Genomic DNA, 13,365 nt, shown 5'->3' with positions numbered 1-13,365 from the left:
TTAAGAACCGGTTCCCATCCTCCTGAAAAGAACAAGCTTCCTCCAGCAAGTGGTTTCGTATACTGAGGAAGGCATGACCTAAAAACAAGGAGTGAAAGCGATGAATAGAATACGTATGATTGGGCGAGCGAGTGTGCTGAGCTTACTGCTGATCATCTGGTCAGGTGGTGCGGTCGAAGCGGACGGTCCACTCGTATGGGATCAACCGGTATCCGGTGTCCTAAAAGCCAACGAGTCAGCGAAGTATGATCTCACCGTGACGCGTCCGAGTAAGCTGACTGTCGACGTCAGTGGATTCGGTGAAAATACACGCGTGACCTTACAGGATGAGCGTGGTAAACAAGTTCTCTATCAGAGTGTAACGAGTGACGGCGTCAGACCGGCACAAGCTGTCCTGTCTGAATACGTGGAGCCGGGCAACTACCGTCTCGTCGTAGCGGAATACATCTTAAGTAAGCGACCCGCAGTCTACACGCTTCGTGCGACAGCAGAAACCGTCACGACGGATGATCAGGAACCGAATAACGGTACGCTAGAAGCGCAAGTCTTACCGTTTCAGCAAGCGGTCCGTGGAATGCTGTCTGCGCAAGATGAAAAAGACATCTATCAAGTGAATGTTCCAAAAAACGGCAAGCTGTCACTAGCCATCGATACATACCTGCGCGGCAATGCAACGATCAGTCTGACGGACAGTTTAAACGAGAACGTCTTCTCGAGCTATCTTGTCAGTGAAGAGAAGTCGCCGGGAAAATTCCGTCGAGCGGTTTATGTAGAAGCGGGGACTTACTTTCTGACCTTGTCACGGACGAGTACACAAACCGGTCGTTATCAGGTCAAGGCAGCGATGCAACCGGTAACGACGAATGAACAGGAACCGAATGACGGAGTGCTCGAGGCAACACGTCTATTGTTTGCACAAAGTTATAGTGGTCTGCTGACCTGGCAGGATCATAACGATTACTACCGTGTGACGCTGCCGAAAAAGAGTCAGGTGACGTTCGATGTCACGACGATGATTGATCCATCCATGACGATTGAATGGACGGACCCGATGAACAAGTCGCTCTATTACCGGAGTCTGAGCGGAAATGAGAAGACACCAGGGAGATGGAAGGACAGTCTCGAACTTCCGAAAGGCACCTACTACTTCCGGATTGGGAGTACGTACTACAGCGGATACTATCATTTCCGGATGACAGCGAGTCACCTGTTCCCAGTCTTACAAATCACTCCGGTTAAAGCCGGAGCGCGACAGGTCAGCGGGACGACGGAGAAGAATGCTACAGTGCGAGTAACGATCAACCAGCGGACGTATATTCAAATAGCGAATCAAACGGGTCGCTATACATTTTCAATCCCTAAAGCAAAGCGTGGCACAAAGATCACTATCTCTTCTGAGAACAGGTACGGGAAAACAACGAAGCAGATATACGTGACGCGCTAATCATCTATAGAAAGAACGCATTCCTAACAGACGAGGAATGCGTTTTCACGATTTCGACACAATTTGTGAGTGGGGACAATCAGGGGAAAAGCGATGAAAGGATCAAAAAACATCTAAAATAAATTTTTTTAATCTCTTTTGGATTGAAAATCAGAGCGTGACTTTCGAATCATTTCCGCGTTTTTTAAAATCGGACTAAAAGCAGAGAAGTTAGTCTAGCTTTTTTGATAAAAAAAATCATTCGACACCCAGTCGTGAAAACGTGTCACTTTTTGTCGAAAAAAAGGTGTTTTTTAACAGTAGGGTAATCGGAAAATCATTTTCCATAAGACACCATGTAAAAAATTTTTAATAAGACCATTAGATTGCATTTTAGTTACAAATTTAGGGTTGTTGAAATGAAACACTTTCGGTATATTTATTCTTGTAGGTCGAGACAACTGGTAAACAGTGGGATTAACCTGCAAATTCATGAAAAACGATTTTTCTTCGAGAAATCGTTAAACATTGGAGTATCAGGTGTCGATAAGAATTATGGAATGACGATTACATACTGATTCGATAGAAAAGGGAAAATTAGGTTTCTAATATTACCTATTTTATCTAATTATCAATTTTCGTCAGGACGTAAGACTTCTTCCTTTATCTGACTTGGATTTGAAATACAATTGAAATTTAGTTGGCAGAAATAGCAACTTCATTACCATTGTATGGACGAGAAAAGGCTGGGTGGAGGAGATCCTGAAGTTTGTCTTTTGTCTTTTATTGGAGGCAAGTCGTCAAGTCAACTAGTAGTTTAATTAAGGGAGGATTTTTACACATGGGCACGAAGAAATCGAACAAATTATACGCTGCAGCAGCTGCTCTTGCAGTGACAGCTTCAGCAGTAGCACCAGGCCTTACGGCGGATGCTGCATCGAAAGTCACAGTTAAATCTGTTACAAACCCAGCTTCAATCTCACACTACGGTGGTTACACATTCGCAGTGAAAAAATTGTCACTTCCAAAAACGGTTAAAGTATTGCTTTCAAACAAGAAATACGAAAACCGTTCAGTCAAATGGGGCAAAGTCTCTTACGACAAAAAATACATCGGTAAATACCAAACAATCTCTGGTACTGTTTCAGGTACTACGAAAAAAGCTTCGATCAAAGTGAAGTTGAACAACTACCCAGTTGACGTTGTTGAGCCAAAGCTCGCTCCTGTCGCAGTTGGTGAGAAACTCAACCTTCCTTCAACAATCGACGTGAAATACAAAGACGGTAAAGTCATCGCTCGTTCTGCTAAATCTTTCAACCTCACGGCTGAAAAAACAGACAAAGCTGGCGAAATGAAGCTTTCTTACAACTACATGGGCAAAAACTCTTCAATCAAGGGTTCAATCGCTTATGAAGTCAAAGCTGCTGAAATCACAAACGTCATGAACGAAATCAAAGACGATATGCTTTCAGTTTCTGCTGACGTTAAATACCCAGCAAAAGATGCTAAAGCAGAGGTTCTTGTCTATGCATTCAAAGACATGACTAAAGAGCCAATTAAAGTTGCTGCTGAACTCAAAGACGGCAAATTGACTGCTAAATCAGGCGTACTTCCAGCTGGAACTCACGCATTCGCAGTTAAAGTCGGTGAAGTTGTTTCACCTGCTAAAGACTTCGTAATCGAAGCTCCAATGGTTAAAGAAGTTAAGGCGATTAACTCTCAAACAGTTGAAGTACATTTCAACAAAGCTATCGACGCTAAAACTTTGAAAGTTGCTAATGAAGATTTGATTAAAGTAGAAGCTGGAACTGGCGCTGCTGACACTGGTGCTATCAAGCAAGAACTCAGCACTGATGGTATGACTTTAACGCTTACTACAGCTAACACTAAAATTTTCAAAGGTGACTACACAGTCAAAGTTCCTTTCGAAATGATTAAAGATGTAAAAGGTACTTTCGTTAAGCCTATTAACGCTAAAGTTTCTGTAGATGATAAAGTTGCACCTGCACTTGTCAAAGCTACTACTCTTGTTAAAGACGTTAAAGATGGTATCAAATCGGTAGTTGTTACTTTCGATGAGAATGTTAAATCTGTAGATACGATCAAAATCGATGGTCTTAACTACAATGTTGTTCTAGACGGTAAAGAAGCGACTATTACTTTCGCACAACCACTTGACGCTTCGAAAAAGTATGATGTTACAGTAATCAATGCTACTGACTTTGCTGGAAACATCAAAGACGTACAAGTTGCTCCTCTTTCAGTTTCGGTAGATAATGTTTCACCAGAGGTCTCTAGCGTTGTAGCTATTTCAGAAGATAAGCTTAAATTGACACTTTCTAAAAAAGTTGATATCGCTGAGCTTAAAAAATCTTCTATGCTATCTGCAACAGTAGGAACTTTTGCTACATCAATCATTGAGTCGGTAGACGCTGGAGAGAAAGATGGAGAATACATCATCACTCTTAACGATCAGTACCTATTCAAAACAGGAAATTCTGACGTTGTTACATTGAAATTTGCTGAAAAAGCACTTGTAGATTCACTTGGTAACACTAACCTCGTTAAAATCGAAAAAACAGCTACAGTAACTAAAGATGCAACTGCACCAGCAGTCTCTAAAGTAGAAGAAGTAAAAGACAAAGACGGTAAAGTAACTGGATTTGCTTTAACTTATACTGAAGATGTAAAAGGACAATCTTTGACTGGATTAAAAGTAGTTAATGCTAAAGGTGAAATCCTTGCTGTTAATGATGTAGTCAACGCTCCTACAATTGATGAAGAAGACTCTAAGAAAGTTGTTTTCTCATTCAAAGCGAATGTTGTATCTAGCAAGTATACGTTTGAATTACCAGAAGGATTCGTAACTGATAATGCATTAGTTGCTAATAAATCTGCTAAGTATGGCTTCTCTGTAACAATTAACGATATCGTTCCACCAGCTCAAACTTCATTTGCGATTGTTTCAGCAACTAACGTTGAAAACAAAGTTAACACGCTGGCTGTAGACTTCGGTACTAAAGTTGCTGTTGTCGGTGATGGTTCTGCTCTCAACCCTTCAGCTTACACAATCAACGGTGTTACATTACCTGCTGATACAAAAATTACTTTAGCTGGTAATGTAGGTGACAACGGCTACCAAACAAAAGTAGAAATCGAGTTACCTAAAGGATTCGTAAAAGCTAATGATGCGAAAGCTGGATTCCGTATTACTGGAGTTAAATCACTTGATGGTAAAACTTCTGAATCTAAATTTGTAACAGTAGACATCAAAGACAACACTGCTCCAGAACTTAAGTCAATCGTAGCAACTGATTTGACTAAGTTAACTCTTTCTTATTCTGAAGCTGTAAAAGTAACTGCAGAAGCTCCTGTAGATCCGGCAACAAAAGCAGATGCTATCGCTGATGAATTGAAATTGTTAGATTCTAAAGGAAATGTTGTTACATTCTCTGACTACACAGTCACTGAAGACGGTAAAATTGTTCTTACAGTAACTGATGCTACTGCTGTTAAGAGCGTATCTACAGTTAAATTGGCTGTAGGTGGCAAAGCTAACATCTTTGATGTTAACAATGTTGCTCAAAAAGAAGAAATTACGGTCTCGAAGTAATTAATCCTCCCTATAAAGGATTAATATAGAATGGATACGCCTATTCCATTCAACCCTCTTGTGCATATGCATGAGAGGGTTTTTAAATTAGTTTCAAATATATATTATTACCTTGTATGAATTTCTTTAGAGCATTCATTCCAATCCGGGAGTGAATGCTCTTTTTTATTTGGAGAAAGGAGATAATGTGATGGATAGAAGAATCGGGTTCGTTAGTCGTATCAAGCAACTGTTTGGTAAAGTGATAGCCGTCGATGAGGTCGGGATGGAGTCCTATCTGTTCGAGCATTCAGAGATTGATTCGGCTATCGTTCCATCGGAACATCTTTCGTCACTTCCTGATCCTATACAGTTTGATACATTCGTGTATGTCGAGGAAGGCGGAAAGGAATGGATGGCTGGAATGGGCTATGATCCGATCACGTATCGGTTGGTCTATGAGGTATGGCTATGTGACGGAAGAACGATTGCTTACGAACTATATGACCAAACGAAGTCATGATAAGGATTGACTAGGAAGGACGACACCAAGTGTATGTAACAGATGCGATGCCGTTAAAAATACTAAAGGAGGAGATTAGAATGCGGAAATATCATCGGGTAGTGCTTGGAGGGAAGGATTATTATCGTCAATATGATGAGACGTTGGACTGTTACGAAGGGGAGTTGCTGACCGAAGAGGATGTCATCGAGCAAGTATTAGAAGATGTCGTACAAGACGTCATTCATGTCGATCGATCACGCGTCCAACGAAGTATCAAGAACATCATGGACGAAGATGACCGGCTGGTCATCCAGTCCTACGTCGAATATCTAGAACGAGTCGTAGAGCTTTTCGAGTGAGAAGGTCTTTTTTATTTGTCCTATTTTGGGACTCGGCATAGTGTGTTGTAGAAGTATTCTTTTCTATGACTCCTGACTGTTCATTAAGACTGCTGGGAGTAAAGGAAGGAAAGGAAGTATTGTATACCAACGGTTTCGGTAGCTATTCAGCAAAGGAGTAGAAGACAAAAGTAGAACTGCCGGGAATTTCGGGAGGAAGTCCAGTAGAACTGTAGGGAGATTTCCCGTTCCCCGATTTTGTTTTCACTGGATATAGAGATGTATCTCTGAGTAAAAAAACGGGGTTTCGGGGATTTTTGTATTCTCATCCCCCGAAACCCCGAAAATAATCGAGAGGGGATGGACCCATGACATCGGGAATGGCAAACGGGGAACGCGAATCCTTCCGACGATTCCTCTATGAACAAGGACGCCAACCGAGTACGATTGATAGCTATGTCGCAGAAGTCGAGAAGTTCAGTGGACGAGGTACGTTTTCTTCAAGAGAGGATATCTTGTCGCACAAACAATATCTGCTCGATCAAGGCAGGAAGGCAGCGACGATCAATAAGTTCCTCAATGCGATGACTGCCTACAATGACTTTCTGATGGCACAAGGGAAGTTGGATAGACGATGGATTTACTGGAGTGACCGGATCAAGGTAGCACAGGGAAGTCATCAGGTCGACGTATTGACGGAGGAAGAATTTCGTCGTGTACAACAAGTCCTACCTTCCCTATCTTATCGGAACCAGTCGCTGATTCATCTCTTACTCTATGCCGGACTTCGAGCAAGTGAGCTAGTAGAGCTACGCTTGTGGCAGATTGACTGGATAGGACGAAGCATCGAAGTCCATGGGAAGGGTGATAAGGTCCGTGAAGTCCCATTACGCGAAGATACGCTACGTTGTCTACGTTAGTATGTGGAGGAAGATAGAATGAAACATCGTCAGGCGGTAGAGAGTCCGTATATCTTCTTGAGTCAACGAGGGGAGCGATTGACGCGAGGTGGTCTATCGGATGTTCTGAGAGCACTCAATACCAATGTTGGTCGTCATCTCTATCCACACCTCTTTCGTCATACGTTCGCGACACGATTGACATAGAAGCATGCTGATATTACCTTCATTTATCTCGAGAAAAAAGACAAAGTGACTTATCGTAGATTAGAGCACGAGATAGAAAAATTGTTTCTGGTGATTTGGTTCAATAGTACTCAGTGTGCAGTACACAAGTCTATCGCTTCTAAACAAAAGGGAAATTGGATTGTGATAAAACAATTTGCTATATTAATAAAATTATTTAAGGAAGAAAAAAATGGAAATGGTATTCTGATTATATGAAATCATTGTTTTTTCAAATAAAAGTTCAATAAAGAAATGGAGTAAGAAAATCATGAACAAAGTTGTATTTTCCATCAGTCTCATCTTCTTTTGGTTGAAAGGTGAGATTGAAGTCGATTCTCGTTTCGTCAAGACGAACTTGACGAACACAATCCTTGGAATTATTCCTGCTGGTCGCGATCAGCAAAGCATTCCATTAAAAAACATTTCGGGTTCGATGTTATCGACTAAGTATCGTTTTAAACCGATGATTGTTGGATTGTTTGTGGCGTTTTTTGGATTTTCAGCGATTGCTAGTTCGTTTTTGACTGGTTTAATTGTGTTCGCTTTTGGTGTTTGCATCGTATTGAGTAGCGTTCAAACGACGTTACGAATCGAAAAGTCAGGTATGCCTTACGAAATCCAAGTACCGTTCTTCGAAAAATCAAAAATGCAGGTCTTAAACGGACTTATTCAGAATGCCTTGGCTGCTGATACGGACAAGACAGATTTGAATTTGTTCTTCGATCAGAAAAAACATCCGATATAAAAGACTGTAAAACGAAGTGAAAACAAAGTATTTGATTTGAACTTGATCTAAAAACTGCCCTATAAAAGTTGGATTTCCATCTCCAACTTTTATAGGGCAGTTCAAATTTGTACTTTTTATAGATAGTTTATACAACCTTTCGATATCTACTATAAATTGTAGTGAAGTGTTGTATGTAAAAGATAGGTTGAGCACCTGTAACTTTTTACAATGAGATTTCAGAGTATTCGATGTTCTAGCTGGAGAAATAGGTCATCGGATATTGTTAAACTCTGAATTGAATCAAGGTATCAAAGAAATGAATGAAGGTATCAAACTGTGTAAAGTTAGTTATTATCTCGGTTTTGTATAGAAATCTTTTTAGGTTGTGTAGCTATGATTTAAAGATTCTCTGAGATGAGTCCCTCACCAAATGAAACTAAAGTAATGACTTATGTAAAAAAAGAAGTGGCTTAAGACCTGAATCTAATTTAGAGGATTCAGGTCCATTAATTTTAATTGAAAGTTCATTGTCCAACTTTAAAATAGCGACCAAATCGTTGCTCGATAGGAACGCCTGCAATCGCTTGCGATACAGCATCAGCAAAAGGAATCAAGGCTTCTGCCCGACGTTGTTCGCGTTCTTCCTTATATGCAATGATTTCAGGTCCTGTGTTGGCTTCAAAAAATCGAAGGGCACATGTTTCGTCTAATGCAAAATCAAGAGCGAGCTCGGGTAAGGTGAAGGGATATAAAGCGTCGATGGCCTTCGCTAGTAAAAGACTTTGTTCAACGAGTGCGCGATGCATGAAGGCACCTTCAGGGTGTAACGATTGAAGAAACGCATCAGCTCGTTCTGTCTTATAGCCACTTAAGTTCGTGATGAACCGTCCTTTTTTTGCAACGTCCGCAATGGAAACGAGCATCGTCCATTGACCGGAGGCGTCTCGAACTAAGTGTGTGCGTAGATGGAAAGTTTCGCCACTTGCCGTGCGTGATATTACGGATGGCTGCAGGATGTAGTTGCCTTGTTCGACTAACGAGAGGATCCACGTTCGCAGTTGTTGATAGGTATATATATGACGCTGATCTTGAATGGTTACAGAATAGCCGACACCTGCCGCTTTGGTAATTTTGTATATTCCTGTTCCTTTAGAAGCATTGGTTGGTTTTAAGACGATGACATTGTGTTTCTTTAGCTGTGTTAGAAAGTGATCGAATCCTGTTAATCGTTCGGTTGGAATGAATAACGTTCCCCACGATCCCGCGTCTTCTAGTTTTTGTTGAAGCACATACTTATCATCAATCAGGTGAAAGAAATGAGGAATGACTTGCTGAAGACGTAGATCCTCTTCGGGATGCGCGGATTGTGAAGGAACAACACAGTTTTCATTTAAGAGTAAAGACGGAAACGGAATCGATTGGCGATGCCACTCCCCATCATATACTTCTGCTTGAATGACTTGAGCATCAAAATCAACATCTTCGATCGTGCAACTGGCCACCTGTTGTCCTAAATGCTGAGCATATTCAACGTAATAATGTAATCGTTCTTTTGGTAGAATCATGCGAGGTGATTTTACGTTGTTGAATAAAACAATCATGCGATTCAACTCCCTTGAAATATTTCATGTTATTACCATTATTGTATGTCATGTCAAAGTAGAATGGTTAGAAAAATTGAGTCGAAAATGATTACGTACTTGTCTCCAATCGCTTAATACGTACGTTTTTAATGCATTCCAATTAACAAATAAAAGGAAAGCGCTTTATCGACAAAATCATTTTAAGTGATTGTAAATATTTTCTTTTGTTTTAAAAAATGGAATTTTATTATCCTTGAATACGTTAAACTATGAATGAAAGTTAGACGAAAAAGGATGATAGGCATGAGAAAAATAATGATGGCTTTACTTGGGGGAATCATATCTTTTGGAGGGACATTACCTGTCGCAGCAGAAGTCAGCCTACCGTTAACCGGATCATTCGGATTATCGGGACAGTTTCAAATCGTTAAAGGACAAGAACGCGTTTGGGAGTGGTCTTCCTATCAACAACTTAGTCTGATTGACCTTCAAAGTGGAGAACGCATTCAGTCGCTCTCGGGTAGAGAATCATCGATTGAAGGATTCGATGTCTCGGACGATCAAACACGACGTGTCGTAATAAAACAGGGAGTGCTTCATGTCTACAATGCTTTTGGAACAAAGGTTCAAGAAGTGTCAGAGATTGTCGACAAGGAAGACAAGATTACCAAGTTCGTTGACGTCCAGTTCATTCCGAATACGCATACGATCGTTTTACTATCGAAGAATGGTGGGCACTGTCAACTTCTTTCGTATGATTTAGATACGGAGCAACTTCTTAGTAGTCGTGGAACCAGCCCGTACGGTCAATTGTTAACCGCACGCGATCATGTTGCTGTCGTCTATTCGTCTGCTGTATATCTCTATACCGCTGACTTGACGTATACAGGCGTCATCCATGCGAGAGAAGAAGATGGCATCGAGGCATTTGACATGAATGACGAGGGACTTCTCGTCATCGGAGAACAGGGAGTACCACAGCCTGACGTCTATGATTTAAATCGCGGTCTTGAAAAGACACAGACGAATGAGCAGTTTGTGATGGGAAGTGACGTTTCCTACAGTGACATCGCGATTGATGAATCAGGAACCTTCATTGCGGTTACCTCGTCCGGAAGTGATCGTCCCTTCTCGTTATTTGAACGAGAGACAGGACGGCGTATTCATACCTCGCTCGACCACAATCAAGAATTTTCTTATCAATCAGGTGTCGAACTCAGTAACGAAGCACATTCCATTATCGTTGAGGGATCTAACCAGACGAACATCTACAGTGGAAAAGCATTATTGACACGATCGATTGCGATTCAGATACCGAAAGCTCGTCAACGCATAGATCGAGGGTCTTCAGAAACATTAGCACTTGAAGTCACGCGAGCTGACGGAAAGACCGCTCTCGTCAAAGCAAATGTCACCTGGGAGACAGATCATCCAGAAGCAGCCTTTATTCAATCGGGGAAACTGTACGGTGAAGCAGAAGGAGACTATACCTTAACCGCGACCTATGAGGGATTCACGGCGACTGTCACTGGTAAAGTCGTACTGCCAAAGCTGTCGTCGCTAAAAGATACACCGTGGTTAGAGCGTCACCGCCAATCACTGCTCGATCACCAATCGTTTGAAGGCTTACCGGTCCTGTCCTCGTCCTATTCGAAACTTAAAGGAACAAAGGGGAAGATGTTTCTTTCGAAAGAGAAGGTGAATATGAACGGGAAATGGAAAGGAAGTGTCCTTGCTTCACGATATCCACGTCCCATAGAACATCAGCTGAATCAAATCGAGTTACTGACGATGCTCCCAGCACTCGAACAGCGCTCGATTTCAAAAAAGGAGATTCAGGCCGTCTTTGGTAAACCAGTGACCTCAACAACGTACGCTCCTTCCATTTCGCATCAGTTTTCAAAGTCCGATAAGACATTCGCGAAATACACCATCAAACGTGTCGATCGCTATCGCTTGAACGATCTCTCCGTAGAAACCTATTTTGATAAAAAGGATACGGTACGATTCATCACAGTGAGTAAGCAATCCTCTAAAAAAGGGAACAAAAAGATTTCATCATGAGACTTTCCGATTCTTGAATCAAATACATGAAGCAGGTGGCGTAGACATACGTCACCTGCTATTTTATTTCCAAAAAGAAGTATTCATTTTTTGAATTGAAGGACGGGAATCTTGCAGAAGAATATACGATTGTCGCGAGCCCTTCTAACTCACGAAATGTATTAGTACCGGTGGATCATGCAGATTACAAAGTTGAGGCAGCATCATACTGCTGGACGAAGAGTGACGCAAAGCGATTTCTAGGATTCTATCTTGAAAAAAGCAATATGTAAAAATTACGATGCCGGGGTTTTTACTTTTTTCTATGTCCGATTCAAAATCTTATGGATTTCATGTGTCCACCACACCTTATGGTGATGAACCAAATATTATCTTTTATTTTAAAAAATGGAATTTTATCATTCTTTGATTACGGTAAACTATGGATGGAACGTTAAACAGGAAGAGGATGATGAAATTATGAAGAAAACGATGATAGCTTTACTTGGCGGTATTGCAATTTTGGGTGGGACATCTCCTGTCTCAGCAGAGGTCGATACACCCATGACGACTTCGTTTGAGTTATACGGACAGTTTAACATCATCAAAGGACAAGAACTCGTATGGGGATGGTCTTCTTATCAAAAACCAGAGCTGATTGATCTTTCTAATGGCGAACGTATTCAGTCGCTCCCTAATGTTGACTCGTCGATGGACGGATTTGATGCGTCCGATGATCAAAGTCTACGTGTTGCAGTATCAGAAGGAACCATTCATGTCTATGACGCCTTTGGATCGAAAATCAAAGAAATACCGACGATTCTCAACAAGGAAGAAGAAGTTTCTGACTTCATTGAGGTTCAGTTCATTCCGGATACGCATACGGTCATTTTACTAGCCGAAAATAACGGAGATGGTAAGATGCTATCGTTTGACCTAGATTCGGAGAAACTCTTAAACATCCGAGGAACAAGTCAATTCGGTCAAATTTTGACGGCACGCGATCATGTAGCCATCATTTCCTCGTCGGATGCTAATGTCTACACATCCGATCTCTCCTATAAAGGCGTCATTCATGGAAGAGAAGAGGAAAGTATCGAAGCGTTTGATATGAATGATGATGGATTACTTATCATAGGAGAAAATAACACACCACAGCTTGATGTCTACGATTTGAATCGAGGGTTCAGAAAGATTCAAACGAGTGGACAGTTCGTAACAGGGAAGAACATTTCTTACAATGATCTCTCAATCGATGAGTCGGGCAAATTCATTGCGGTGACTTCTTATGGAAACGACCGAGCGTTCTCGTTATTTGAACGGGAGACGGGGCGGCGTATTCATACGTCCCTCGACTATGATCAAAATCTTGCATACCAATCAAGAGTTGAACTTAGTAACGAAGCGCGCTCAATCGTCGTCGAAGGGTACAGCAGCACGAATGTCTATAGTGGGAAAGAGCTATACAAACGACCAGTCGCTGTCCAAATACCAGCAGCTCATCAAAGTGTGGACAGTGGTTCTTCTGAAACGTTAGCACTTGAAGTCACACGAGCTGATGGAAAAACGGTTCTCGTCAAATCTGGTGTCAGCTGGGCGACGGACAATCCAACGAAAGCCTATATTAAATCGGGAAAGCTGTATGGCAAAACACAAGGATTATACACCTTAAAAGCGACGTATGAAGGCTTTACGACGACAGTAATCGGTAAAGTAATGCCGCCACCAAAGTTATCGTCGCTAAAAGATGTTCCGTGGTTGGAGCGTCACCGACAGTCGCTCCTCGATAAACAGTCGTTCGAAGGACTACCGGTCCTCGCATCATCGTACTCGAAACTAAAAGGAACGAAAGGGAGCATGTTCATTCCGGAAACGGATGCGAACACGAACGGAAAATGGAAAGGGAGCGTTCTCGCTTCACGGTATGTGCGCTACGGAGAGAGTCAGCCCAACCGAATTGAGTTGCTGACGATGCTTCCAGCACTTGAAAAACGCTCGATTTCCAAAGCGGAGATTAAATCTGCCTT

Annotated in this window: 8 protein-coding genes and 1 pseudogene; 8 read left to right on the top strand and 1 reads right to left on the bottom strand. The window is 41.7% G+C overall.

Annotation, left to right across the window (positions count from 1 at the left end):
* The first annotated feature begins 100 nt into the window (after positions 1-100).
* The 6 genes and pseudogenes from B4C70_RS06175 to B4C70_RS06150 all read left to right on the top strand — a co-directional run bounded on the left by B4C70_RS06175 (position 101) and on the right by B4C70_RS06150 (position 7,730).
* Positions 101-1,444, top strand: coding sequence for an Ig-like domain-containing protein (locus B4C70_RS06175; RefSeq protein WP_290777623.1), 1,344 nt, complete (start codon positions 101-103; stop codon positions 1,442-1,444).
* Between the two features lie 820 nt (positions 1,445-2,264).
* Positions 2,265-5,036 (top strand): Ig-like domain-containing protein, encoded by a 2,772-nt coding sequence (locus tag B4C70_RS06170; protein ID WP_290777620.1) that lies wholly within the window; start codon positions 2,265-2,267, stop codon positions 5,034-5,036.
* Between the two features lie 190 nt (positions 5,037-5,226).
* Complete coding sequence (locus B4C70_RS06165; RefSeq protein ID WP_290777617.1) at positions 5,227-5,538, top strand: hypothetical protein; 312 nt, start codon at positions 5,227-5,229, stop codon at positions 5,536-5,538.
* A gap of 80 nt (positions 5,539-5,618) precedes the next feature.
* Complete coding sequence (locus B4C70_RS06160) at positions 5,619-5,879, top strand: hypothetical protein (protein WP_034817787.1); 261 nt, start codon at positions 5,619-5,621, stop codon at positions 5,877-5,879.
* Between the two features lie 347 nt (positions 5,880-6,226).
* Positions 6,227-6,964, top strand: a pseudogene (locus B4C70_RS06155) (tyrosine-type recombinase/integrase).
* A 289-nt stretch (positions 6,965-7,253) separates the two neighbouring features.
* Positions 7,254-7,730 (top strand): hypothetical protein, encoded by a 477-nt coding sequence (locus B4C70_RS06150; protein ID WP_290777611.1) that lies wholly within the window; start codon positions 7,254-7,256, stop codon positions 7,728-7,730.
* Positions 7,731-8,236: 506 nt separating this feature from the next.
* Here B4C70_RS06150 and B4C70_RS06145 read toward each other — a convergent pair.
* Positions 8,237-9,313, bottom strand: coding sequence for a YheC/YheD family protein (locus tag B4C70_RS06145; protein WP_290777609.1), 1,077 nt, complete (start codon positions 9,311-9,313; stop codon positions 8,237-8,239).
* Positions 9,314-9,598: 285 nt separating this feature from the next.
* Between B4C70_RS06145 and B4C70_RS06140 the strand changes: the two genes are divergently transcribed.
* Both B4C70_RS06140 and B4C70_RS06135 read left to right on the top strand, forming a co-directional pair.
* Positions 9,599-11,359 (top strand): hypothetical protein, encoded by a 1,761-nt coding sequence (locus B4C70_RS06140; protein WP_290777606.1) that lies wholly within the window; start codon positions 9,599-9,601, stop codon positions 11,357-11,359.
* A gap of 459 nt (positions 11,360-11,818) precedes the next feature.
* Positions 11,819-13,365 (top strand): hypothetical protein (locus B4C70_RS06135; protein WP_290777603.1); only part of this gene is annotated, 1,547 nt, incomplete at its 3' end.

The sequence above is a fragment of the Exiguobacterium sp. UBA5002 genome (assembly GCF_002396765.1).
Lineage (GTDB): Bacteria > Bacillota > Bacilli > Exiguobacteriales > Exiguobacteriaceae > Exiguobacterium_A.
The sequence above is the reverse complement of the archived record's forward strand: the minus strand, read 5'-3'. Positions and strand labels throughout refer to the sequence as shown.